Genomic DNA, 25,341 nt, shown 5'->3' on the forward strand with positions numbered 1-25,341 from the left:
GCAGTCGGCGCTACCAGGGGCCTTCCCTGCCCAGGGAGGGCTGGGTTGTACGGCCCGCCTGGTCGGTCTCACTCGCGCTCACCGACCACCTCCTGCAGTGCCACCTGCCTGATCCCGCCATGTCGCCGAAGCCGTGTCCATGAACCGCATGATCAGAGTTAGTTAACAACGTCAACGCGACTGTGCAACCCCCTTGATGCGACGAAGGTGTACACTCCCTGCGGGATGTACGCGACGGGCGGGACGGGGAGGGCCATGAGCCTGGGGACGGTCGACGCACGATTCCGGATCACGGGAATCGTGGGGCGCGGGAACATGGGGGAAGTACACCGGGCCGAGGACCTTCAGGCCGCCCCGGACTCCCCGCACAGGGAGGTCGCGATCAAGACCGTGCTGCGCGGCCGGACCGGGATCGCCGTCGACGCCTCGGGATCCAACAAGGAGATCGACCGCTTCCGCCGGGAAGTGCGGATCATGCGCATGCTCTCCCAGGGCCACCCGAACCTCACCCGGCTGATCGACGGCGGCGTCGACGAGACTCTGGGAGGCACCGGTCTGCCCTACCTCGCCATGGAACTGCTGGACGGTCATCCGCTCGCTGACCTCATCGACGAAGAGCCTCAGCTCCCGGTCTCCTGGGCCGCCGCAGTCGGGGCGCAGATCGCCGCCGGTCTCGCCGCCGCGCACACGGCCGGGGTCGTCCACCGCGACCTGAAGCCCGCCAACGTGATGCTGACCCGCGACGGCACCGTCAAGATCCTCGATTTCGGCATGGGCTCGATCGTCGACGATCCCGACCAGACACGGCTGACCAGCACGGGCGTCAGTGTCGGCACGGCCCGCTACATGGCACCCGAGCAGTTCCGCGCCGAACGCGTCTCCGCCCTCGCCGACCTCTACGCGCTCGGCTGCATCCTGTACGAGCTGCTGATCGGGCAGCCGCCGTTCTCCGCCAGAACCCCGTTCGAGCTCTCCCAGCAGCACCAGCACGAGCGGCCGCCGCTGCTGACCCTGGTACGCCCGGACCTGCCCGCCGGGCTGGTCCGGCTCGTGGACCGTCTCCTGGAGAAGGACGCAGAGCTTCGGCCCGAGAACGCCGCCCTGGTCCGTGACGCGCTGGTCCCGCTCGCGCTCGCACCGGACGACACCGCCGCCCTGCTTGCTCCGCACTGGCAGGTGATGGACCCGGTGGCGCGGCTGCGTACCCTGCTCCCCCAGCGCACCCCGGCCGCGCCCGCACCCGTACCGCGCAGGGAGCCGCGCCTGCCCGAGACGATGGACGTCTTCGGTATCCATGCCGATCTGATCAGCGAGTACGAGGAGTTCACCAGAAGCGCGACGGTGATCCGGGACGCCCGGATCGAAGGCTTCGTCAAGGACGACCTGGCGGCGAAGTCGCAGTGGCCCGACCCGTGGATTTCGCTGAACCCGTTCTTCGCCGACGGCGGCCAGGTCACCGACCTCGTGCGGGACGGCGTGCTGCACCCCAGGTGCGCGGAGATCTTCCAGGCGGACAAAAAGGAGACCTCGCCGCGCCCGGACGGCCGTCCACTCACCTTCCATCTCCACCAGCGTCAGGCGATCGAGGCCGCGCAGGCGGGCGACTCCTATGTACTGACCACAGGCACCGGATCGGGCAAGTCCCTGTCGTACATCGTCCCGATCGTGCACCACGTCCTGAAGGAACGCGAGGCGGCCGGCGCAGGCGCGGGGGGCCGGGTGCGCGCGATCGTCGTGTACCCGATGAACGCCCTGGCCAACTCCCAGCTGAAGGAGCTGGAGAAGTACCTGCGCCACGGTTTTGGCACAGGTCGCGAGCCGGTCACCTTCGCCCGCTACACCGGCCAGGAGTCCGAGGAACAGCGTCGGGAGCTGCGCAAGAACCCTCCGGACATCCTGCTGACGAACTACGTGATGCTGGAGCTGATGCTGACCCGGCCTGACGACCGGTCCAGCCTGATCCGTATGGCCGACGGTCTGCAGTTCCTCGTCTTCGACGAGCTGCACACCTACCGGGGCAGGCAGGGCGCGGACGTGGCGTTCCTGATCCGTCGGGTCCGTGAGGCCTGCCGGGCCTCGGCGACCCTGCAGTGCATCGGCACCTCGGCGACCATGTCCACCGAGGGCTCCTGGGAGGACCAGCGGCGCGAAGTGGCCAAGGTCGCCGGCCGGCTGTTCGGTACGACGGTGCTGCCGAAGCGGGTCATCGGCGAGACCCTCGTCCGGGCGACCGAGGAGGCCGCGGTGGCCGTGCCCGCCGAGCGGCTGCGGGTGCCTGCGGCACCCCGCTCGTACGAGGCGCTGACGAAGGACTCGCTGGCCCGCTGGGTGGAGTCCCGATTCGGTCTGGAGCGCGAGGAAGGATCGGGGCGGCTCCGCCGCCGTGCACCGGGCACCGTGGAGGATGCGGCGGCCGAGCTGGCCGCGGAGTCCGGGGTGGCCGAGGAGAGCGTGCGCGAGGCGATCCGTACCACGCTGGAGGCGGGTGCGCAGGCGAAGCATCCGGTGACGGAGCGGCCGATGTTCGCCTTCCGGCTGCACCAGTTCCTCTCCAAGGGCGACACCGTCTACACGACACTGGAAGATCCGCTCACCCGGCCGCTCACCCGCACCTATCAGCTGGAGCAGCCGGACAGCGACGGCAAGCCGCTGTTCCCGCTGGCGTTCTGCCGTGAGTGCGGCCAGGAGTACCTGACCGTCTGGCGTTCCGGGGAGAGCGGCGCGTTCCGGTACGAGCCGCGTCGGAACACTTCCGCCTCCGGGGGCCGCGACGGCGAGGGCTACCTGTACCTGGGCATGCCCGGGGAGGACTACGAGTGGCCGGCCGATCCGCAGAGGGCCGTGGACGACAGGCGGTTGCCGGAGTCGTGGCTGGAGCCGGACGCGCAGGGCATGACCGTCGTCAAGAAGTCCTACCGGCCCCGGGTGCCCAAGCGCGTCGTCGTGGACGCCTTCGGGCGCGAGGCGGACGAGTCGGGCGAGGGGCTGGTGGCGGCGTTCGTCCCGGCACCGTTCCTGTTCTGCGTGCACTGTCAGGTCTCCTACGAGCAGACCCGCGGCCGGGACTTCGCCAAGCTGGCCACCCTGGACCAGGAGGGACGCTCCTCGGCCACCTCCCTGATCTCCGCGTCGATCGTGAAGTCCCTGCGAGCGGTGCCCGAGGAGAGCCTCGGCAAGGATGCGCGCAAACTCCTCACCTTCGTCGACAACCGGCAGGACGCCTCGCTCCAGGCCGGCCACTTCAACGACTTCGCGCAGGTGACCCAGTTGCGCGGCGCCCTCTACCAGGCCGCGGTGCGGGCCGGCGAGGAGGGGCTGCGCCACGACGACCTCGCCGAGGCGGTGACCGAGGTGATGGGGTTGTCTCCTCGTGAGTACGCCGGGGGTGCGTCGCTTGCTCCCTCGATGGAGCGTCGTGCGACGAAGGCCTTCCGCGACGTCGTGGGGTACCGGCTCTACCGGGACCTGGAGCGCGGCTGGCGCATCACGATGCCGAACCTCGAACAGACGGGGCTGCTGCGGATCGGCTACGAGGACCTGGACTGGATCGCCGCCCGGCCGGACCGCTGGCAGTCCGCGCACGCCGCGCTGCGCGATGCCGACCCAGCCCTGCGCGAGGAGGTGGCCGGCACGCTGCTCGACCACATGCGGCGGGCCCTCGCCATCGATGTCCAGTACTTCCGCGACGACTTCGACACCCTGCAGCGGGCGAGCGAGGAACGCCTCGTCGGGCCATGGGTCCTGAGCGAGAGCGACAAGCCCGCCGTCGGCACCGCCTACCCGTACGGTTCGAGGCCTGGCATGGAGCGCTCCGCGCTGTTCCTGTCGGCCCGCGGCAAGTTCGGCAAGTACCTCCGGCGGAACATGCCCGAGCTGCGTGCGTCGCTGGACGATGTCCAGCGCGTCATCGAGGACCTGCTGAAGGTTCTGCTGGAGGCCGAGCTGGTGCGCGAGGTGGAGGCGGCCCCCGAGCACTCCGGTCCCGCCTTCCGCCGTCGGACGGCCGAGAAGCGCACCGGATACCGGGTGTCGGCCGCCGCCTTGGTCTGGCGGGCCGGGGACGGTGAGCGGGGTGCGGTCGATCCGCTGGCGCGCACGTACAGCAGCGGTGAGGGTCCGCGCGTCAACCCGTTCTTCCGCGACCTGTACCGGACGGCGGCAGCCGAGCTGGCCGGCATGTTCGCCCGGGAGCACACCGCGCAGGTCACCCCGGAGGAACGGCTGGAGCGCGAGGAGCAGTTCCGTAAGGCCGAACTGCCCCTGTTGTACTGCTCGCCGACGATGGAACTGGGCGTGGACATCTCCTCGCTCAACGCCGTGCTGATGCGCAATGTGCCGCCGACCCCGGCGAACTACGCGCAGCGTTCGGGCCGGGCCGGCCGTTCCGGTCAGCCCGCGCTGGTGACCACGTACTGTGCCACGGGCAACAGCCACGACCAGTACTACTTCCGCCGTTCCCAGGACATGGTGTCCGGGCAGGTGGCGCCGCCTCGCCTGGACCTCGCCAACGAGGATCTGGTCCGTTCCCACCTCCAGGGCATCTGGCTGGCGGAGACCGGGATGAAGCTGGGCATCGCGATTCCGGATGTCGTAGACGTCGCCTACGACCCGGACGCCAGCGACCGCCCCGACCCGCGGATGCCGCTGCCGCTCCTCCCCCACATCCGCGACCTGTCCCTGGACGAGGGCGCGCGCCGACGCGCGGTCGCCGCCGCCCGTACCGTCCTCGCCCCGCTGATCGCCGACTTCGCGGCCACCACCTGGTGGTACGACGAGTGGATCGAGGACCGGATCGACCGGGCGCCGCACTGGTTCGACGAGTCCTTCGAGCGGTGGCGCGATCTGTTCCGGGCTTCCGTCGTCGATCAGTACGAGCAGAACAAGCGGGTCGTCGACCACACGCTTTCGCAGGGCGAGCAGGGCCGGGCACGAACCCGGCGCCGCGAGGCCGAGACCCAGACGAATCTGCTGCTGAACCGCTCGTCCGACAGCAAGTCGGTGATGAGCGACTTCAATCCGTACCGCTACCTGGCATCCGAGGGGTTCCTGCCCGGCTACAGCTTCCCGCGCCTTCCCCTGGCCGCGTACATCCCGCGTTCCGGCAACCGCCGCAACGCCGACGGCGACTACCTCCAGCGTCCCCGGTTCCTCGCGATCCGGGAGTTCGGCCCCGGCGCGCTCATCTACCACGAGGGCGCCCGCTACCAGGTCACCCGGGTGCAGCTGCCGCCGGACGCCTCGGGCGACCTGGCGACGGCGGAGGCGCGGCGCTGCGACGGCTGCGGTTACCACTACGCCGTCAAGCCCGGCACGGACCGGTGCGACATGTGCGGCGAGGACCTGCGGAACAAGCGCACCGGCCTGCTTCACCTGCACACCGTGTACACCACCCCGCGCGAGCGGATCTCCTCCGACGAGGAGGAGCGCCGCCGGGCCGGTTTCCGCCTGGAGACCTCGTACGCGTTCCAGGAGCACGGCGCCCGCAAGGGACGCCTCACCTCGCACGTCACCGACAGCGACGGGGCGCCGGTCCTCGACCTGGACTACGGCGACTCGGCGACCGTCCGCATCACCAACCTCGGCCGCGTCCGCGACAAGGAGGGCGAGCCGGACGGCTACTGGCTCGATCTCGGCGACGGCCGCTGGCTCAACGACCGGGCCGCCGCGGACGCCATCGAGGGCACCGGTATGCCGGTGGTCGACGAGGACGGCAACGAGAAGCGCCGTAAGAAGCGTGTCCTGCCCTATGTGGAGGACCGTCGCAACATCCTCGTGGTGACCTTGGACGAGCCGCAGCACGAACCGGTGGCCCTGTCGTTCCTGTACGCGCTGGAGCGGGGTATCGAGGCCGCGTTCGAGCTGGAGGACTCCGAGCTGACTGCGGAGCTGCTGCCGCCGGACGACGGACCGCGGCGTCACATCCTGTTCACGGAGGCGGCCGAGGGCGGCGCCGGCGTGCTGCGGCGGATCCAGCACGACAAGGGTGCCCTCGCCAAGGCCGCCCGGACCGCCCTGGAGATCTGCCACTTCGACCCGGAGACGGGCGAGGACGAGGGCGGTCCGGCGGAGGGCGAGAAGTGCGCCCGTGGCTGCTACGCCTGCCTGCTGACCTACGGCAACCAGACACACCACCGCGACCTGAGCCGGCACAGCGCCCGGCCGTTGCTCGTGCGGCTGGCCGCCTCCCGTACCGAACGGGAGGACCGGGGCGAGTCCCGCAGCGAACGCTTCCGCAGGCTGGCCCCGGTCGTCGATGTCACCGGTGACACACCCGACAGGGCCGCGACGCCCGCACCGACCCCGCTGGAGACGGATCTGGGGGCCCTCGTCGCGAGCGGCGACCTGCTCGGCTGGCTCAAGGCGAAGGGCTTCCGGCTGCCGGACGAGGTCAAGGTCCTCGTCCCGGAGGCGGCGGCCTGTCCCGACCTCGTCTTCCGCCTGGACGGTGCCAACCTCGCCGTGTTCGTCGACGCCCCCGGCCAGGCGGCAGACTCGACCCGTGACATCGAGGCCGGCTACCGCCTGGAGGAAGCCGGCTGGGACGTCGTGCGCTTCCCGACGGACGCGGACTGGGACGCCATCACCGAGCGCAACGCCTCATACCTCCACCTGCGTTGACCGCCGCCCCGCCTCTTCTCGATCCAAGGAACTGAGAAACCTCATGAGCCTCACGTACACAGCCGGCTCCCTGGTCGCCGCCCGTGGCCGGGAATGGGTGGTGCTGCCCGAGAGCGCCCCCGACATGCTGGTGCTGCGCCCCCTGGGTGGGAGCGAGGACGACATCGCGGCCGTTTTCCCCACCTTCGAAGAAGTGCGTCCCGCCGAATTCGCTCCACCGAGCCCGGCCGACCTGGGTGACCAGCGGTCCGCCAGTCTGCTGCGGACGGCGCTGCGCATCGGCTTCCGTTCGGGCGCGGGCCCGTTCCGTTCGCTGGCTTCGATCGCCGTGGAGCCCAGGGCCTACCAGCTGGTCCCGCTGCTGATGGCACTGCGGCAGCGCACCGTGCGGCTGCTGATCTCGGACGACGTCGGCATCGGCAAGACGGTCGAGGCCGGTCTGATCGCCAAGGAGCTGCTCGCGCAGGGCGAGGCGACCCGGCTGACGGTGTTGTGCTCCCCGGCGCTGGCCGAGCAGTGGCAGTCCGAGCTGCGGGAGAAGTTCGCCATCGACGCCGAACTGGTCCTGGCTTCCACGGTGTCACGCCTGGAGCGCGGCCTGGAGCTTGGCCAGTCCCTGTTCGACAAGCACCCGTACACGATCATCTCGACGGACTTCATCAAGTCGACCCGGCACCGTCAGGACTTCGTACGGCACTGCCCCGATCTGGTGATCGTCGACGAGGCCCACTCCTGCGTGGCCGCCGACGACGCGACGCAGGGCGCCGCATCCAATTCGAACCAACTCCGCTACGAGCTGCTGCGCAAGGTCTCCGCCGACGCGGACCGGCATCTGCTGCTGCTGACCGCGACTCCGCACTCCGGCAAGGAGTCCGCGTTCCGCAATCTGCTCGGCCTGGTGCGGCCCGAACTCGCCACGCTGGACCTGGAGTCGCCCGCGGGACGAGCGAGGCTCGCCGAGCATTTCGTGGCCCGCAAGCGCGCCGATGTCCGCGACTACCTCACCAAGGAGGACGGTCTCGCCGACGACTCCCTGGCCGAACGGACCGCCTTCCCGTCCGATCGTTGGACGAAGGACGAGCCGTACAAGCTCACACCCGCCTACCGGGCGCTGCTCGACGACGCCATCGCGTACGCACGCGACCGCGTCGCGGCCGCCGGGGAGCAGGGCCGTCGTGAGGCGCGGATCGCCTGGTGGTCGGTGATCGCGTTGCTGCGCTCGATGGTGTCCTCGCCCGCGGCCGCCGCGCAGACCCTGAAAACCCGCTCCGAGTCGGCCACCGCCCGCACCGCGCAGGAGGCGGACGCCCTGGGTTCCCCGGTCGCCGCCGATTCCGCCGACAACGACCGGCTCGAAGGCATGGACGTCGCGCCCGGCGCCGCCGAGTCGGAGGAGGCGGGTGCCCGGCTGCTCGAACTCTCCCAGCGGGCCGCCGCGCTCGTCGGCCCGGCCGAGGACGCGAAGCTGAAGACGCTCACCCGGCACCTCAAGGGTCTGATCGCCGACGGCTACCACCCGATCGTCTTCTGCCGCTACATCCCCACCGCCGAGTACCTCGCCACCCAGCTGGAGGGCAAGCTCGGCAAGAAGACGAGGATCGCCGCGGTGACCGGCACCCTCTCCCCGCAGCAGCGCCTGGAGCGCATCGAACAGCTCGCCACCGAGACCGCCGAGGCGTCCGGGGAAGCCGGGGACCCGGCGGTCCGCCGCGTCCTGATCGCCACCGACTGCCTCTCCGAAGGCGTCAACCTCCAGCACCACTTCGACGCCGTCGTCCACTACGACCTGGCCTGGAACCCCACCCGCCACGACCAGCGCGAGGGCCGTGTCGACCGCTACGGGCAGAAGCGCGACCAGGTCCGTGTCATCACCATGTTCGGCGAGGACAACGGCATCGACGGCAAGGTCCTGGAGGTGCTGTTCATGAAGCACCGGCAGATCATGAAGGACCTGGGCATCTCCGTCTCTGTCCCCGACGAGACCGCCTCCGGCGTCACCGACGCGGTGGTGGAGTGGCTGCTGCTGCACGGGCGGCAGGGCAGTCAGGAGAGCCTGTTCGAGCTGGACACCCACCAGGAGTCGTTCGACCGCATCGAGCGCGAGTGGAACTCGGCCGCCGAACGCGAGAAGACGTCCCGCTCCAAGTACGCCCAGCGTGCGATCCACCCGGAGGAGGTGGCGCGCGAGGTCGCCGCCGTACGGGCCGCGCTCGGCGGCGCCGAGGAGGTCCGCGGTTTCGCCCTGGAGGCGCTGCGCGACCTGGACCTGCTGGTCCGTGACCCGCGTGACGGTACCGGCGACTTCACGGCCCAGCCCGGCGGCGCCCCGGCCGGCCTGCGCGACGCGCTCGCCGCCACGCTCGGCGGACGGCTCGTCGAGGAGGACCGCCAGATCCCCTTCCGCACCACGCCCGCGATCGGTCGCGGCGAGGCCGCCCTGGTCCGCACCGACCCGGCGATCGGCGCCATCGCCTCGTACGTCCTGGACTCGGCGCTCGACGCGAACACCCCCGGCCCCCGCCCGGCCCGCCGCTGCGGTGTGGTCACCACGGACGCGGTGACCATCCGGACCACGCTCCTGCTGGTCCGTTACCGCTTCCACCTCACGCTGCCGTCCCGGACCGGCGAGCGGCAGCTGGTCGCCGAGGACGCCCGGCTGCTCGCGTACGAGGGAATGCCGTCGCGCGCCCGCTGGCTGGACGACGACGCGACCGCCGCCCTCCTCGCGGCCCGCGCCACCGCCAACACCCACGAGCAGTTGGTCCGCAACCAGATCGCGAAGGACCTGAACGGTCTGCCGGACCTGGCCGCGCACCTCACCGAGTACGGCACCCGTCTGGCCGCCGAGCTCGACGCCTCGCACCGCCGGGTCCGCAAGGCGAACGAGGAGATCGTCCGCGGCCTGAAGGTCGTCCCGCAGGAGCCCGCCGACGTCCTCGGTGTCTACGTCTACCTGCCGCAGCAGCCCGCCACCGTCCCCGCCGCGCCCGTCTCTACCGTGTCCGGAGCCGAAGCCTGATGTCCGCCGCCACCCGCACCGCCCTGGCCTTCACCGCCGTCACCACGGTCGGCGGCCTGCTCCCCACCGACATGCTGCTGCGCATCGCCGAGGCCCGGAACCTGCCGGGCACCAAGCCCGCCGACTACGGGCTGCCCGCCTCGGTGCCCGTACGCGACGAGGCCGAGCGCGCCTGGGAGTACCTCAAGCCTCTCTGGCGCGACCTGCGCACCGCGCTCCCCTCGGACCCGACGACCGGCGCACCCGCCGCCGACCCGACGGGCCGCGCGGGCACGGACTGGCTCGCCCAGCTCTTCCGCAAGCTGGACTTCGGCGCGCTGACGGAGGTCGGCGCGGCGGGGATTCCGGCGGATTCCGACCCGGAGAAGCGCTTCCCGGTCTCCCACCGCCACGGCCCGGCCCTCATCCACCAGGTCCCCTGGAACCAGGACCTCGACAAGCGCCCGGCCCCCGGCCTGGTCCCGCCCCAGTCGATGCTCCAGGACTGCCTCAACCGCACCGAGGCCCACCAGTGGGCCGTCCTCACCAACGGCCGCCGGCTGCGTCTGCTGCGCGACTCGTCGTCCTTCTCGACCGCGGCCTACGTCGATTTCGACCTGGAAGCTCTCTTCGACGGCGAGCTGTTCAGCGAGTTCATGCTGCTGTACAGCCTGCTGCACGCGTCGCGGCTCGCGGTGGCGGAGGGGGCCGCGGCTTCGGGGTGCTGGCTGGAGACGTGGCGCGCCGAGGCCGTCACCTCCGGCGCCCGCGCCCTGGACCAGCTGCGCCTGGGCGTGCAGAACGCCCTCACCGCCCTCGGCACCGGCTTCCTGCGCCACCCTGACAATGGAAAGCTCCGGGAGAACACCGACCCGAAGGCCCTCCGGGACGCCCTGCTGCGCCTGGTCTACCGCCTGCTGTTCGTCTTCGTCGCCGAGGACCGCGACGCCCTGCTCGACCCGGACGCCGACAAGCGTCAACGGGAGGCGTACGAACGGTACTTCTCCTCCGCCCGGCTGCGTGAACGCGCCCGCCGCCGTCAGGGCACCGCCCACGGTGATCAGTACGAGGCCCTGCGCATCGTCCTCGCCGCTCTTGGCACGGAGGGCGGCCGGCCCGAACTGGCCCTGCCCGGCCTCGGCGGCCTGTTCTCCTCCATCGAGGCCGACGCGCCGCTGGACGGCCTGAAGCTGTCCAACGAGTCCCTGCTCGCCGCCGTCCGCCACCTCGCCCAGGTCCGCGACCCGGGCGCGCGCCGCTGGCGCTCCGTCGACTACCGCCACCTGGACGCCGAGGAACTCGGTTCGGTCTACGAGTCCCTGCTGGAACTGGAGCCGAAGCACTCCGCGACGGACCGCTCCTTCGAGCTGGTGGAAGTGGCGGGCAACAGCCGTAAGACGACCGGCAGTTACTACACTCCGTCCTCGCTCATCGAGTGCCTGCTCGACACGACGCTCGACCCGGTGCTTGACGACGCCGTCAAGCGGGGCGAGCAGCGGGCCTCCGAGGCCGGCCGTCCCGAACCGGCCGACGACATCGTCGCCGAGCTCTTGTCCCTGTCGGTCTGCGACCCGGCCTGCGGCTCCGGCCACTTCCTCGTCGCCTCGGCCCGCCGCATCGCCAAGCGCGTGGCGTCCGTGCGTGAGCGCAACCCGGAGCCGACGGTCGACGCCATGCGCCACGCCCTGCACGAGGTCGTCGCGCGCTGCGTCTACGGTGTCGACCTCAATCCGATGGCCGTGGAGCTGGCGAAGGTCTCCCTGTGGCTGGAGGCCATGGAACCGGGCAAGGCGCTCGGCTTCCTCGACGCCCACATCAAGCACGGCAACGGGCTGATCGGCGCGACGCCGAAGCTGCTGGGGGACGGCGTCCCCGACGACGCCTTCAAGCCGATCGAGGGCGACGACAAGAAGCACGCGTCCGGCCTGGTCAAGCGCAACAAGGCCCAGCGCGGCGGCCAGGACGAGCTTCTGTTCGACACGGAGCCCCTGCCGGGCAACGAGCGGTACGCCGTCGAACTCTCCCGGATCACCACCGCCCCCACCGATTCGCTGGAGGACGTGCACGCCCAGGAGGCCGCGTACCGGGTGTACGTGGAGTCGTCGGCGTACGTCCAGGACCTCCACGCCGCCGATGCCTGGTGCGCCGCGTTCGTCTGGCCCAAGCACGCGGGGGCGCCGGAGGCCCCGACCGACCAGGTGTTCCGGGCTCTGCGCGGCCGGGACCAGTCGTCGGTGCCGGACGCGACGCACGAGGAGATCCTGCGGCTGCGGGACCAGTACCGGTTCTTCCACTGGCACCTGGAGTTCCCGGAGGTGTTCGCCGTCCCGGAGTCGGGGGCGGGCGTGCAGGCGGGGACGGGGTGGGTTGGCGGGTTCGACGCGGTGGTGGGGAACCCGCCGTGGGATCAAGTTCAGGTAGACGCACGCGAGTTCTTCGCCGCAAAGCGAGTGGACATCGCTGAAGCAGCGAACATGACAGCCCGCAACAAGAAGATCAACCTGTTGGCCACAGAAGACCCCGAGTTGTACGCGCGTTTCAAGGAGGAACAGCGCAAGAACGACGGGTTCAAGCACTTCGCGCACGCCTCTGGGCGGTTCCGGCTGACAGCCTTTGGACGACTCAACACGTACTCACTCTTCACGGAACACGCTCGCACCGTCATGGCCGCTCAAGGGCGTAGCGGTCAGATTGTGCCCTCGGGCATCGCCACGGACTCGTTCAACCAGTACTTCTTCAAGGACCTGGTCACCAAGGGCCATCTGGTCGCGCTGTATGGCTTCGAGAACGAGGAGAAGGTTTTCCCCGGTGTCCATCACAGCGTGAACTTCGCACTGCTCTGCATGGCTGGCTCCGGCTCCGCCGAAGCCCCGATCTCTATCGCATTCCGGGTCCGCCAGGTCGAGCACATCGCGGACCGCGCCTATACCCTGACCGGCCGCGACATCCAGGTCCTCAACCCGAACACCGGAACCTGCCCGGTCTTCCGCTCCCGCCGCGACATGGAGATCACACTTGGCATCTACCGACGCGTCCCGGTACTACTCAAGGAAGGCGCGACGGACGGCAATCCGTGGGACGTGAAGTTCCAGCTGATGATCATGATGAACACGGACTCGGACAAGTTCCGCACCCTCGAAGACCTCATCGCCGACGGCTGGCGCCTAGAAGGCAGCACCTTCATCAAGGCTGGATCGCACATGCTCCCGCTGTACGAGGCAAAGATGCTTCACCACTACGACCACCGCTTCTCAACGTACGAGAACGCAACCGAGAAGCAGCTTGCCGTCGGCACCCTCCCGCGCTTCACCGTGGAGCAACACCAGGACCCAGCGGCCGTCCCGCTGCCCCGCTACTGGGTCTCCGAACAGGACACCCCCACTGGCGAGTTCGACAAGTCCGGCCGGGAGATCAAGGCACCGGGTGTCCGCAGCCGCTTGGCGGCGAAGGGGTGGGACCGGGAGTGGGTGATGGGCTGGCGCGACATCTGCCGCGCCAGCGACGAGCGCACAATGATCTGTTCCATCGCCCCCGCCCACGGCTTCGGGCACCCCTTCCCTCTGGCATTCCCCGCCGCCATCGCGCACGCGCCACTCCTCAGCGCAGTGTTCTCCTCCATGGCCTGCGACTACGCCGTCCGCCAGAAGATCGGCGGCACCCATCTGACCTTCGGCTACGTGCACCAGCTGCCAGTCCCGACCCCCGGCACGCTCGCCCCCCACGCCCTCTTCATCGCCCCCCGCCTCCTCGAACTCACGTACACCTCGTACGACATGACCCCCTTCGCCCGCGACCTCGGCGACACCGGCGCCCCCTTCCTCTGGGACACCGACCGCCGCGCCGTCATCCGCGCCGAGCTGGACGCCCTCTTCTTCCACCTCTACGGCATCACCCGCGACGACACCGCGTACATCCTGGACACCTTCAACGTCACCCGCGACAACGACATCAAGGCGCACGGCGAGTACCGCACCAAGAACTTGATCCTCGCTGAGTACGACCGCATGGCCGCCGCCGGCCTCACCCTGGAAACCCCGCTCACCGAGGGCGAGTCCAGCACCTACCGTTCCACCCTCACCCCGCCCCCCGGCCACGGCCCCCGCCACACCTGATCACACTCAAGGAGCCGAGCACCCCGTGGTACGCCGAAGCCAGACCAGCAACCCGCGCACGTCCGTCGTCCTGACCTCGGGCGCGGACTGGGGGACGCGTGCCGCCGGGCAGCGCCGGAGCAGCGGGGCCGAGTCCTCGATGCCTCGGCGGCAGGCGGGGAAGGTCAAGGCATTGCAGCAGTGCCTCGGGGTGACTCGAATGGCGATCAACGCCAAGCGTTGGGCCCTGGCACGTTACGAGCTCGACCGGGCCAGGGCTCTCGTCAACGCCCTGCCCGCCGACCAGACCGTTCAGGAGCGCGAGCAACTGGCCTTGCTGCGGGCGAAGTTCTAGGCACGCGACACGACGGCTGCCAAGAACACCGCGAAGAAGAAGGCGGTTGCGAAACCCACTCCGAAGAAGGCCACGTCCAAGAAAGCCGCAACCAAGAAGGCCATACCCAAGAAGACGGCGCCGAGGCCGGAACCCGACCTCGGCGACCGCTTCATCAATCGTGCCGCTCTCGGCTACACCTCCGAAGCGCCCGACACGAACCTCACGAAGGGCGCCCACTCCGCGCGCCCCACGGCGAAGGCCGGGCGGGCCAGGTCCTTGGAGTCCCGTACGTAAACAGCCGTTTCGGCGACTGCGATCTCCACGCAGTCGTCGCCCTGGCTGCCGCTGTAGCTGGACTTGAACCAGGCGAGTTCCGTCGTACCGCTACTCATAGCTCTCCTCGCAGTCGCTCCAGCAGGTCCCGGGATTCCTTTGGACTCAGGGCCTGCGAGCGCAGTGTTTCATAGCGTTGGCAGAGCAGGCTCACCTCTTTCCGGTCCGAGATCAGCCGACCGTTCTGCTGGCCCTCCGAATAGCCGAGCCGCTGACCCGCAGGGGTCTCCAGGAGTCGCACCGGCCCGTCGAGGCACGTATGCAACCCCGCCTCCAATGGCACCACCTGAAGCGTCACATTGCGCGGAGCGCTCCGCTCCAACACGTGATCCACCAGCCCGCGCATCGCCTCCGCATCCCCGAACCGCCGCCGGAACACGTGCTCTTCTACGATGAAGCTGAACGGCACCGTGGGCCGCTCCCGCATCATCCGCTGCCGTTCCATTCGCGCGGTGAGCTGGTCCTCCAGTTCGTCGTCGGTCCGCAGCGGGATAGTGCCATCGAACACCGCCCGCGCATACGCCTCCGACTGCAACAGCCCCGGCACCAGCCGGCACTCGTATGTGCACAGGCTCACCGCCTTCCGCTCCAGCCGCGCCCAACGCCTGAACCATGCCGCAAGGCCGACCTCGCCGCGGCTGAGGTGGCAGGCCGCTTTCCGCAGGGCACCCGTGTTGCCGAGCGCCCCCCCCGCGCGCTCGACGAACTCCTCGTCCGGCATGCGGCGGCCCAACTCGACGGACTCCACGGTGTGTTTGGAGTACTGGACGAGGTCGCCGAGCTCGGCCCGGCTGAGCCCGGCGTGTTCGCGCAGGGCCTGGACGACCGCGCCGAACGTGCGCAGACTGTCCGACGGATGGGGTTCCCGTTCCCCCTCCCCCGCCTGGGCCGTCCGGGCTTCGGCGCCCCCGGCCGCCTTCCCTTCGACGATGTCCATCCGCCGCTCCTTTCTCCGTACCGCACCCGCGGCGGCTCCTCACCGCCGCCCGCGTTCACCACTCAGCGTGACGGCCAACCTCGCGTACTGTCCACTCCGTGTGCCCGCACGCTGACTCTCCGTACGGGGTGCGGCGCTCGCATCCGGCCATATCCAGTCGCCACGATGGCGCCATGAACCAATCCACTCCCCAACTGGTCGCATCGCAGCACACCTTCACGCAGCTTCTGTCGTCCACGCGGCGCGGCGCCCGGCTGGCCAGGCTGCTCGCCGTGACCGAGCTGCGGACCTGGGGCGCCCCGCAGGACCTCACGGAGCGTGCCGAACTCGTGGTCGCGGAGCTTGCCGCCAACGCCGTACTCCACGGCCTCGTGCCCGGTCGCTGTTTCCGGCTCACGCTCGTCTTCGACCCGGCGGCCGGCCGCCTTCGCGTCGAAGTCACCGACGCCCGTGGGGAGGTGTACCCGCAGCGCCCTCCGGCGGACACCGAACCCGAGGCGCTGCACTCCAGCGGCCGCGGCCTGCTACTCGTCGCCGCCCTCGCCGACCACTGGAACTGCGTCCCCCACCCACCCGGCGGCAAGACCGTCCGGGCCGAGCTGTCGACTCCTTGACCAGCAGGTGTTCGTCACCGTACACGCCGCCCCCCTCGACGTTCAGGACAGTCACGAGCAGGTCAACGCTGCGGCTGTCATCGTGCTGCCGGACGCTGTGAGGAGCACCGTGCTTCGGTGTGTCATCAGGTGCCCCCGCATGGTGAGTTCGACTCACAGGGAGGCTACGATCCGACTCAACGCAGTCGGCGGGTCTCAGGAACCCATCCCTTGCGATGGGCCCTCCGGTCCGGGGCACCTCGGTGCTGATCACATCGGGTGCTGGGGATCGGGCCCTGTGCTTGCACAGGGTGGCGGAGGGATACAGCGGCCCGCCCGTGGCGGGGCGGTGGAACCACTCAAGGTGAGGCTCGCCGGCTGCGTCTCACAGGTGAGGAACGAGGCGGTTCGGTGACGATGGCAGACAACTTCGTAGACCTCACCCCTGCGCAGTTCCTCGAGGCGGTGGTCAGCGGCTCGATCTTCCCGTACACCGAGCACCGGATCCCCAAACACAGCGACGGGTTGCGGACCTTGCATGCCCCGGTCCCGCGGTTGTCCGAGATACAGCAGGGAATCCTGGCCCGTCTGGAGACTCTTCCAGTCAGATTCCAGCCCCACCCGGCAGCGTTCGCCTACCGAGGTGGCCGCTCGGTCGTGGACTGCGCCGCCATCCATCTACGAGCCCACACCGTGATCCGCCTGGACATCGCCGACTTCTTCGGGAGCATCCGGGAACGGCACGTCCACGCCGCGCTGAAGGACGCCTGGGCTCACCCGACGGAGCGCGAGTACCGGATCGATCTTGTAGAAGACGTCAACGGTCGCCGGGAGATCGGCCTGCGTCGTATCGGCCGCACGCTGAGCACGTACACCACCGCCCGGCTGGTCACCGTGTCTCCGCCCGGGCCGAACCAGACCTGGCCGAACCGCGGCTCCGGGCGTCGCAGCGTGTACCTGGAGGCCACCGGACAGACCTTCTCCGTCAGCCGGCCCGACTTGCTCTACAAGCACACCCGCGAGGGGTTCCTGCCACAGGGCGCTCCTACAAGCGGATACCTGTCGAACCTCGTCATGCGCGACGTCGACGCTGTGGTCACCCACCTGGCAGAGTCCTTGGGTTTGCGCTACACGCGCTACAGCGACGACATGTACTTCTCCAGTCGTCGACTCGTTCGCCACGAGAAGGTCGACCGTCTCGTGGTCGGTGTGAAGAAGGCATTGGCCCCGCTGGGCATGAAACTCAACACGAAGAAGACCTACGTGGCGCGTCCCGGTGCACGCCGCAGCGTGCTGGGCATCCTCGTCGACGGCCCCACCCCTCGCCTGACGCGCGAGTACAAGCGCCGCATCACCAAGCATGTGCGAGGTGCTGCGTCGTTCGGTATCGAGCAGCACCGCCGTCACCAGGAGTTCAAGGGTCTGGCCGAGCTGGACGCCCACGTGACCGGGCTGCTGTCGTTCGCGCACATGGTCGACCCCGGCTGGGCCGGGAAGCAACTCGCAGACTGGAAGCGGCTGCGCGAGATTCCCCTTGAGTACGAAGAACCGGTGATCGCGGAGCACGGACTCGATCTGTTCTGGAACGAGGAGGTCGAGGTCTCGCAGGCAGACCTGGCCAAGGCCTCGATCGACGACCTCGTACGCGGCGCCCAGCGCTATCGCTCGTCCTCGGACTACTTGCAGATGCTCGAGTTCGTAGGCCGTTTCAAGCGGTATGCCCCGTTCAACGCGATGGTGGTCCACATCCAGAAGCCCGGCGCTCGCTACGTGCTTTCCTCCTCGGAGTGGATGTCGAAGTACCGGCGCGTGCTCAAGCCCGGTGCCCAGCCGCTGCTGATCTTTCAGCCGCGTGGGCCCTACATGCTCGTGTACGACGTCGGGGACACCGAAGCCCTGCCCGGGGCTCGGCCTTTGCCCAAGGCAATCACCGCCCCTGCGTCGGTGTCCTCCCGAGCCGGCGAGAAGGAACTCGTCGAGGTCTGGCACCACACCACGACGAACCTCGCACCCCTGGGAATCCGGCTCACCCTGGTCAATGACGGGGCCTCTTCCTACGGGCGTACGTACCCCAACAGGTCCGGCGCTTCCGTCGAGCGTTCTGGCAGCAGGCCCGGGGACCGGCCGGAGACATACCTGACGTTGTTCGAGATCGAGGTCAACCGGAACCTGCCTCTGTTGGACCAGTACGCCACGCTTGCCCACGAGCTCGGCCACTTGTTCTGCGGGCACCTCGGCGCAGGCCCCGGGGAAACCTGGCCAGACCGGCAGTTGCGGCCCCTCTCGGACAAGGAACGCGTCACAGCTCATGCCCGCAACGAGGTCGAGGCCGAGTCCATCGCCTACATGGTCCTCAAGCGGCTGGACCCAGATGTCCAGATGGGTGACTACATAACCGGACACCTCGGCCTCAACCAGCAGGTTCCCGAGAGCGTCGCCCTCAACCTCACGTTCAAGGCAGCGGGCCTGATCATCGAGATGGGCAAAAAGCGCCTCCCTGCTACCAAGCTCCAGAAGCCCAAAAAGTGATCAGGGTGCCAGTCCTGGACTCGACCGGTCCTCGCAGCACCGGTTTGTGCCGAGGCCGAGGCGCACCTGGCGACAGAGCCGGTGCAAGGCGGCTACGGAGTTGTCGACCAGCGTGGAGAGGAGCGGCTCGTCAGCCGGTGTGCCCCGGTCAGCCGCGACAAGCAACGCGACCTGATCATCGGGATGCAGGGGCGGAAGCTGCCCACCTGCCCCCTAAGCGGGCAGCGCGGGGAACACGACCACCGAGCCATCCCTGTTGCGGGCGATCTCAATCGCCACGTCTGCAGTGCGTCTGTTGACCATGACGCCGTCACCCAGCTGGTGAATCCGGTGTGTCGCGCGCATCAGGCGATCGACTTCACCAGGCGTGAAGACGGGCCGCAAACCGTTCGGGCGTGCCAGCTCCAGCGCCGACAGGCGTAGCAGGACACCAGCGATGCCCGACTCCAGTTCGTCGAGGCGCTGGTGGTCACGCTTGAGTGCGCGGGTGAAGCTCCCGAACAGGTTGTCAGGGTCGCTCTGGGCATGCTCGACGGCTTGCAGGACGATGACCCGCTGCTTCAGCGCAATGGCCAGGGCAGCGAGTTCGAGGTGGGCGCGGAACCTGCCGCCTTGGTCGTCGACGCCGGGGAACAGCTTGGTCAGCATGCCGATCTCGACGGCCTGGCCGTCGGGCAGCTTGTCGAGTGCGCTCTGCCACCGGGCAAGGCGGCGGTCAGCGGCGCCCAGCGCCGTGTTGATGGCATGCACCGCCGAGTCCAGTCCCAGCGAGACACCGAGCTTGCCCTGGTCGAGCAGAATAGCGGTGGCTTTGTCGATGGCATCGCGGCAGCCGTCCAGTTCGCTGTGCTCATCATCGAGCTTCTCTTCGTGCAGTTGCTCCAGCAGCTCTGTGATGTGCTCGATGGCCTGCTGGCGCTTGTGGTCGGCATGCGCACTCACCCCCACCGCTACGGCCATGAGCACGAGCGGCGCGGCCAAGGTAAGCGCCGCGCTGCCAGTGGCCGCGACGCCGGCTGTTGCACCGGCCCCACCGGCTGCGCCTGCTGCTGCCGCCTTTCCGGCCGGCATGAACGTCGCGCCGGCAGCGATGCGGCCCATCGGGTTCACGAGTGGGCCGCGGATGCCACCGGCCACCGCCTTCGACGCCATAGGGCGAACGATGCCCTGACCGAACTGGGCGGCGACCTTCGCCGGAACGACCATGCGATACAGGTTTTCGCCGGCGGCGGTCGCCCTGGCCGTCGTGGAGGAACTCCGCGCTGATTGCGTGACGAGCTGCGACAAGTGCTGTGCCAGGGGACTCACGGCATCGAGCGGGATGCCTCGGCTACGGTCGAGCTCGTCGGGCAGCGGATGCACCTCAAGTGTGGCGATCGGCTCGTCGGCCAGGACGGCCAGCACGCTGCGCAGTTCACCCAGGCGCTCAGCCGTCATCGGCCCGTCTCCGGCCAATGCAGGCACCCGGACGTCACCGGTCACAAGCGTCCACACCGGAACGGTCGCCTTGCGGTAGTCAATCATCGTCTCCCCCTTGCTTCCCACAGCAGCCTACGGCTGACTGGAATGATCCATTTACCTGAAGAATTTGAATCAATTGACAGCGTCAACAGGTAGGCTGCTCGGCGTTCGCCCAGGCTCGCGCCCCACGGAAGGTCACCCATGCCTCAGCCCGACCGTCTCCCCGGCGCGCCCGACTTCCGCATCAAGCTCCCCCAGGACGGTGGAGAGGCGCACGGGCATCTGCTCACCGAGTTCGGCGGGAACGGCACCCACAGGTTCCTCCTGCACGAGGGATCGTTCGTGGCGGCGGAAGCATCGCCGAGTCTCAACAACCACGGACGCCGGGTCCGTGCGGAGCTGCGGGTGAGCGGCTCGTTGGTCGACGTCCTGGCGGACCCCGACCGGTCCGGGACGCTGCCGCGCTGGGTGGCCACGCGTGACATCCCGTGCAACTCCTCCTCCGCTGCCGCCGCGCTGGTGTACGGCTACGACGCTTCCGGGCCGGAGTCCTGGCGGACCGCCGAGGGCCACCCGCTCGCCGACTACCTGTCCACCGCCTGGCGCGCTCCGCGCAAGGCGTGGCTGGTGCGCGGCAACAACGTCTCGGGGCACAACCTGGTGCGGCAGTTGTGGCTGAAGGAGGGGTTCGTCTCGCTCGCCGGTGCGCATCTGCCGCCCCTGGAGGAGGCCGATCCGACCAAGAGCGCGCTTCGCCGCTTCGTCGAGGGCGGGTACGAAGGAGCGGCCTCGTACAACCAGAAGCGCGGTCTCGTCGACGAGTTGCACGGATTCCTGACGCAGATGCGCGTCGGCGACACGGTGGTCACCATAGGCGACGGCCGGCTTCACCTCGGCCGGATCACCGGGGAGGCCGCGCAGACCGCGTCCCCCGGCGGCCTGTCCAATCTGCGGCGGTCCGTCTCCTGGCAGCCCGGTAGCCACCCCTACGAGGAACTGCCGGAGGAGGTGCAGCAGAAGCTGTCCGTGCAGCATGACGTAGTCGACCTGACCGGTGTCCTGGAGGCACTGGACGGGCTCGCCGCACCGGCCGGTCCTGTCGCACCCACCGACCCCGCCGCGTCCGACTTCCTGCCGGACATCACCGACGCGCTCGCCGCCGACCTCCTCGTCCACGAGAAGGAATGGCTCGATGATGTACGTGAACTGCTCATCGACGAGCGGCAGTTGGTCTTCTACGGTCCGCCCGGCACGGGCAAGACCTATCTGGCGATGAAGCTGGCCGAGCACTTCGGCGGCGGTCCCGAGCAGGTCAAGATCGTGCAGTTCCACCCGTCGTACGCCTACGAGGACTTCTTCGAGGGGTTCCGGCCCGTGGAGGACGACGAGACCCGGGAGGTCGCCTTCCGGCTGACGGCCGGGCCACTCCGGGAACTCGCCGATCTCGCCTCCCGCGAGGGAAATCGCAACGTCCCGCACTTCCTCATCATCGACGAGATCAACCGGGCCAATCTCGCGAAGGTCTTCGGTGAGCTGTACTTCCTGCTGGAGTACCGGCAGCGGTCCGTCCGTCTCACCTACTCCGGGGACGATTTCGCGCTGCCTCCCAACCTGTTCGTGATCGGCACCATGAACACCGCCGACCGCTCGATCGCCTTGGTGGACGCGGCGATGCGGCGTCGCTTCGCGTTCGTGGAGCTGTCCCCCCGTACCGAGCCGACTGCCGGACTGCTCGCGCGGTGGCTGGAGAGCGAGGGCAAGGACGGGGAACCCGCTCGTCTTCTCGACACGCTCAATGCCCGTATCGACGACCCGGACTTCGCCATAGGGCCCTCGTACTTGATGAAACCGGGCGTGTACCGCAAGGGCGGGCTCGACCGCACCTGGCGCACGAAGATCCTCCCGCTGCTGGAGGAACACCACTACGGCGAGGGGCTCGACGTCGCCGCCCGCTACGGCCTGGACTCGCTGCGCGAGCAGCACCCGTGACCGCGTCCGCGTCCGCGTCCGTGCCGGATGTGACGTTGCGCGAGTACGGGCCCGCGCTCTCCGTCCCGCTCGCCGCCGAGGCTGGCCGCGCCCTCATGACCTCCGGGATCCTGCAGAGCGCGACCCCGGATCCCCGCCGGGAGGGGCACTGGCTGCTGCGGGCTGGCAGCCGGGTCGGCGCCGTGCGCACTCCCGGCGGTCCTGTCGTCCGGATCATGCCCAAGACCCCTGTGAGCCGGCTGTTCTTCCTCCTCGGCTTCAGCCTCGACCCGGCGCGTGCCTGGCGCGACAGCCGGGAGGGCACCGTCGATACCGGCGCTCACGACGACATCGTCCCCGCGCTCGCGCACGCCGTGGAACGACAGGTCGACGCGGCTCTGCGAAAGGGGGTTCTCCAGGGCTACCGCGAGGTCGAGGAGTCTGCGCTGGTCGTGCGCGGGCGGCTGCGCGAGGCCGAGCAGATCAGGCGGCACTTCGGCCGGACGCCGCCCGTGGAGATCGTGTACGACGCGTTCACGGCCGACACCGCCGAGAACCGGATACTGCGCGCCGCCGTCGAGCGGCTGTTGCGGCTGCCCGGAGTTCCCGGGCCGGTTCGTCGGCGCCTCACTCATCAGCGCCTGCGTCTCGCCGATGCCCAGCCTCTGATACGAGGGCAGGAACTGCCGCGCTGGCAGCCGTCGCGTCTCAACTCCCGCTATCAGCCCGCGCTGCGACTCGCCGAGGCCGTCCTGCGCGGTGCCTCGCCGGAGCACCGGCCGGCCCAGGCCGAACCTCTTGCCGTGGACGGCTTCCTGTTCGACATGAACAAGCTGTTCGAGGACTTCGTCACGGTCGCGCTGCGCGAGGCTCTTCGTGAGCACGGCCTGACCGCGCGGCTCCAGGACCCCCACCACCTCGACACCGCCGGTCTGGTGCGGATGCGTCCCGACCTCGTCGTCCGCACCGGGGACGGTCGCACTCCGGTCGCCGTGGTCGACGCCAAGTACAAGATCGAGAAGGCCGACGGGCTCCTCAACGCCGACCTGTACCAGGCGCTCGCGTACGCCACGGTGCTCGGTCTGCGTGAGGCTCACCTCGTGTACGCGGCCGGACGGCAACCCGAGCGCTTCCACGAGGTGCACGGAACGGCTGCCGGACCGGAGCGTCGAGGAGTGCGTCTGTACCAGCACACCCTCGACCTCTCCCGTACGCCGGAACAACTCCTGTCGAGGATCCGGGAGCTTGCCGGAAAGCTGGCCTCGGCCTCGGCAGCACCACTTCCTCAATCCTCGGACACCGTCACGCTGTAGGAAAGGGACATCATGCCCCGGCTTGCCTTCGCCCAGAGCTTCTGGGACGGCTACGACATGCTGGAGAAGCCGGTGCGAGCCGGTGTACGCAAGGCCATGGGCAAATTCCATGCCCTCACCGCCGCCGAACTCAACGCGGACAAGGGCCTGCATCTGGAGTCGGTGAACAACGCCCGTGACCCGAGGATGCGAACCATCCGCATCACCGACTTCTGGCGGGGCGTCGTTCTCGCGCCCGACGACGGCAGTGATGTGTTCCTGCTGGTCAACGTCCTGCCGCACGACGACGCCTATACGTGGGCCGCGAAGCGTCTGTACAGCGCGAACACGGCGACCAGGGCCCTGGAAGTGCGCGACGCCGTCGCCCTGGACGAGCTGACGCCGCTGTACGAGACGGCTGCGGCGGACGCCCCCAGGCTGCTGTTCGCAGAGGTTTCCGACGGCGCTCTGCGCGAACTCGGCCTCGACGACCAGGTGCTGCGCGCCGCGCGTTCCATGGTCGACAAGGCCCAGCTGGAAGCGTTCTCCACGCTTCTGCCGGAGGACCAGCTGGAGGTGCTGCAGTACCTTGCCGAGGACTTCAGCCCGGAAGACGTCTACCGCGACGTCGTCGCCGTCCGCCGGCCCGCCGACGCACCCGCCGAGCCGGTCGAGGACCTCGCCACGGTGATCGCCAACACCGCGACGCGCATCCGGCTGGTCACCGGGCCCCAGGAGCTGGAGGAGGTGTTGCAGAAGCCGTTCGCAGCCTGGCGGGTCTTTCTCCACCCCTCCCAGCGACGCGCCGCCTACCGCACCTCGTACGGGGGTCCGGTCCAGGTCACGGGCGGGCCGGGCACGGGCAAGACGGTCGCCGCCCTGCACCGGGTCAAGCATCTGCTGGGGCGCAGCGAGGACGGCCGGGTCCTGCTGACCACGTACACGAACGCGCTCGCCGCCGGGCTGCGCGAGATGCTCGGCCTTCTCCTCGACGAGGACGAGGGGCTGTTGGCCCGGGTCGATGTGACGACTGTCGACGCCTACGCCAACGGAGTCGTGCGCGCGAAGTCCGGGGCGATGCCGCAGCCGATCGGGGACAGAGAGCAGCGGCAGTTGTGGGAGAAGACCGTCAAACAGCTTGATCTGCCGTTCACCGCCCAGTTCCTGGCCCAGGAGTACCGGCATGTCGTACTCGGTCAGGACCTACGCGATCTCGACTCCTACCTCGCCGCGAGCCGCCGCGGCCGCGGCACCGGCATGGGTCCCGCGCGCCGCCGAGAAGTGTGGAGCGGCGTCGAACGGTTCGAGCAGTTCCTCCGTGAACGGGGCGAGACCACACACCTGCGGGTCTGCATCCGAGCGGCGGAATTCCTGATCGGCGAGCCGGCTCCATACGCTCATGTCGTCGTCGACGAGGCACAGGACCTGCACCCCGCGCAGTGGCGTGTGCTGCGTGCCGCCGTGGCTCCCGGGCCTGATGACCTGTTCATCACCGGCGACCCGCACCAGCGGATCTACGACTCCCGGGTGTCGCTCGGCTCTCTTGGTATTGCCACAGCCGGCCGCAGCTTCCGGCTGCGCGTCAACTACCGGTCCACCGAGGAGATTCTCACCTGGTCGGCGCGGCTCCTCGCGCCTGTCACCGTCGACGCGCTGGAGGGCGAGGGAACGGACTCGTTGGCCGGCTACCGTTCCCTGCTCCATGGACGCCGCCCCCACATCCAGGGGTACGGAACCCGGCAGGAGGAGACCGATGCCCTGGTGGAGCGCGTTCAGGCGCTGCTCGCCGATGGTCTTGCGCCGCACGAGATCGGTGTGTGCGCACGCTTCAATCTCGCCCTGGACGCGGCCGAGGACAAGCTCAAGGCCTCCGGTATCCCGGTTCTGCGGGTCAAGAAGCAGTCCGCACCGGGGTCGCCGGGCGTACGGCTGGCGACCATGCACGCGATGAAGGGGCTGGAGTTCCGCGCGGTGTCCGTCCTCGGCGTCAATGAAGGCGCCGTACCGTTCGCCCGCGAGGTCACCCCACGTGAGGCGGACCCTCTCCAGCACGACGCCGACCTGCTCCGGGAACGCTGCCTGCTCTTCGTCGCCTGTACTCGTGCGCGCGAGTCACTGAGCGTGACATGGAGCGGAACCCCTAGCCCGTTCCTGCCGCGCCCGGCCTGACCGGCCCGGGCGCGG

Annotated in this window: 12 protein-coding genes; 9 read left to right on the forward strand and 3 right to left on the reverse strand. The window is 69.3% G+C overall.

Features of this window, described 5'->3' with window-relative positions:
* Nucleotides 1-255: 255 nt before the first annotated feature.
* The 4 genes from ACIQCZ_RS34350 to ACIQCZ_RS34365 are packed head-to-tail and all read left to right on the forward strand — an operon-like array spanning nt 256 to nt 14,062.
* Nucleotides 256-6,618: a protein kinase gene (locus tag ACIQCZ_RS34350; RefSeq protein ID WP_402288476.1), complete on the forward strand. Its 6,363-nt coding sequence runs from the start codon at nt 256-258 to the stop codon at nt 6,616-6,618.
* 43 nt (nt 6,619-6,661) lie between these two features.
* Nucleotides 6,662-9,637 carry a DEAD/DEAH box helicase gene (locus ACIQCZ_RS34355; protein WP_402288479.1) on the forward strand — a complete coding sequence of 992 codons (2,976 nt, stop codon included), beginning with the start codon at nt 6,662-6,664 and terminating at the stop codon, nt 9,635-9,637.
* A complete protein-coding gene (locus ACIQCZ_RS34360; protein WP_402288482.1) occupies nt 9,637-13,728 on the forward strand; it encodes an Eco57I restriction-modification methylase domain-containing protein in 4,092 nt (1,363 codons plus the stop codon). The genes ACIQCZ_RS34355 and ACIQCZ_RS34360 overlap by 1 nt, the downstream gene beginning before the upstream one ends.
* 25 nt (nt 13,729-13,753) lie before the next feature.
* Nucleotides 13,754-14,062: a hypothetical protein gene (locus ACIQCZ_RS34365; RefSeq protein ID WP_402288485.1), complete on the forward strand. Its 309-nt coding sequence runs from the start codon at nt 13,754-13,756 to the stop codon at nt 14,060-14,062.
* A gap of 173 nt (nt 14,063-14,235) precedes the next feature.
* Here the strand turns inward: ACIQCZ_RS34365 and ACIQCZ_RS34370 are convergent, their stop codons facing one another.
* Nucleotides 14,236-14,436: a DUF397 domain-containing protein gene (locus ACIQCZ_RS34370; RefSeq protein WP_402288488.1), complete on the reverse strand. Its 201-nt coding sequence runs from the start codon at nt 14,434-14,436 to the stop codon at nt 14,236-14,238.
* Entirely contained in the window at nt 14,433-15,314 is an 882-nt protein-coding gene (locus ACIQCZ_RS34375; protein ID WP_402288491.1) for a Scr1 family TA system antitoxin-like transcriptional regulator, read from the reverse strand. Before ACIQCZ_RS34375 ends, ACIQCZ_RS34370 begins: the two co-directional genes overlap by 4 nt.
* A gap of 173 nt (nt 15,315-15,487) precedes the next feature.
* Between ACIQCZ_RS34375 and ACIQCZ_RS34380 the strand changes: the two genes are divergently transcribed.
* Together ACIQCZ_RS34380 and ACIQCZ_RS34385 are read left to right on the forward strand one after the other, a co-directional pair.
* A complete protein-coding gene (locus ACIQCZ_RS34380) occupies nt 15,488-15,928 on the forward strand; it encodes an ATP-binding protein (protein WP_402288492.1) in 441 nt (146 codons plus the stop codon).
* Between the two features lie 396 nt (nt 15,929-16,324).
* The gene (locus ACIQCZ_RS34385; protein WP_402288495.1) at nt 16,325-18,436 is read left to right on the forward strand and encodes a reverse transcriptase domain-containing protein; all 2,112 of its coding nucleotides are present in this window, start codon (nt 16,325-16,327) and stop codon (nt 18,434-18,436) included.
* Nucleotides 18,437-18,649: 213 nt separating this feature from the next.
* Here the strand turns inward: ACIQCZ_RS34385 and ACIQCZ_RS34390 are convergent, their stop codons facing one another.
* Nucleotides 18,650-19,960, reverse strand: a complete 1,311-nt coding sequence (locus ACIQCZ_RS34390; RefSeq protein ID WP_402288497.1) for a hypothetical protein — start codon at nt 19,958-19,960, stop codon at nt 18,650-18,652.
* Nucleotides 19,961-20,098: 138 nt separating this feature from the next.
* Between ACIQCZ_RS34390 and ACIQCZ_RS34395 the strand changes: the two genes are divergently transcribed.
* From ACIQCZ_RS34395 to ACIQCZ_RS34405, 3 genes are read left to right on the forward strand one after another with little or no spacing between them, the layout of a single operon-like run.
* Entirely contained in the window at nt 20,099-21,886 is a 1,788-nt protein-coding gene (locus ACIQCZ_RS34395) for an AAA family ATPase (protein ID WP_402288500.1), read from the forward strand.
* The gene (locus ACIQCZ_RS34400; RefSeq protein WP_402288503.1) at nt 21,883-23,178 is read left to right on the forward strand and encodes an McrC family protein; all 1,296 of its coding nucleotides are present in this window, start codon (nt 21,883-21,885) and stop codon (nt 23,176-23,178) included. Before ACIQCZ_RS34395 ends, ACIQCZ_RS34400 begins: the two co-directional genes overlap by 4 nt.
* Before the next feature lie 12 nt (nt 23,179-23,190).
* Nucleotides 23,191-25,326, forward strand: coding sequence for a UvrD-helicase domain-containing protein (locus ACIQCZ_RS34405; protein ID WP_402288505.1), 2,136 nt, complete (start codon nt 23,191-23,193; stop codon nt 25,324-25,326).
* The last annotated feature ends 15 nt before the right edge of the window (nt 25,327-25,341 follow it).

It is taken from the genome of Streptomyces sp. NPDC093149 (assembly GCF_044754145.1).
Lineage (GTDB): Bacteria > Actinomycetota > Actinomycetes > Streptomycetales > Streptomycetaceae > Streptomyces.

What these genes read in the sequence shown, in the direction of transcription:
- ACIQCZ_RS34395 (WP_402288500.1), top strand. Translation starts at nt 20,099, where the DNA reads ATGCCTCAGCCCGACCGTCTCCCCGGCGCGCCCGACTTCCGCATCAAG.
- ACIQCZ_RS34380 (WP_402288492.1), top strand. Translation starts at nt 15,488, where the DNA reads ATGAACCAATCCACTCCCCAACTGGTCGCATCGCAGCACACCTTCACG.
- ACIQCZ_RS34370 (WP_402288488.1), bottom strand. Translation starts at nt 14,436, where the DNA reads ATGAGTAGCGGTACGACGGAACTCGCCTGGTTCAAGTCCAGCTACAGC.
- ACIQCZ_RS34405 (WP_402288505.1), top strand. Translation starts at nt 23,191, where the DNA reads ATGCCCCGGCTTGCCTTCGCCCAGAGCTTCTGGGACGGCTACGACATG.
- ACIQCZ_RS34350 (WP_402288476.1), top strand. Translation starts at nt 256, where the DNA reads ATGAGCCTGGGGACGGTCGACGCACGATTCCGGATCACGGGAATCGTG.
- ACIQCZ_RS34360 (WP_402288482.1), top strand. Translation starts at nt 9,637, where the DNA reads ATGTCCGCCGCCACCCGCACCGCCCTGGCCTTCACCGCCGTCACCACG.
- ACIQCZ_RS34385 (WP_402288495.1), top strand. Translation starts at nt 16,325, where the DNA reads ATGGCAGACAACTTCGTAGACCTCACCCCTGCGCAGTTCCTCGAGGCG.
- ACIQCZ_RS34375 (WP_402288491.1), bottom strand. Translation starts at nt 15,314, where the DNA reads ATGGACATCGTCGAAGGGAAGGCGGCCGGGGGCGCCGAAGCCCGGACG.
- ACIQCZ_RS34355 (WP_402288479.1), top strand. Translation starts at nt 6,662, where the DNA reads ATGAGCCTCACGTACACAGCCGGCTCCCTGGTCGCCGCCCGTGGCCGG.
- ACIQCZ_RS34390 (WP_402288497.1), bottom strand. Translation starts at nt 19,960, where the DNA reads ATGATTGACTACCGCAAGGCGACCGTTCCGGTGTGGACGCTTGTGACC.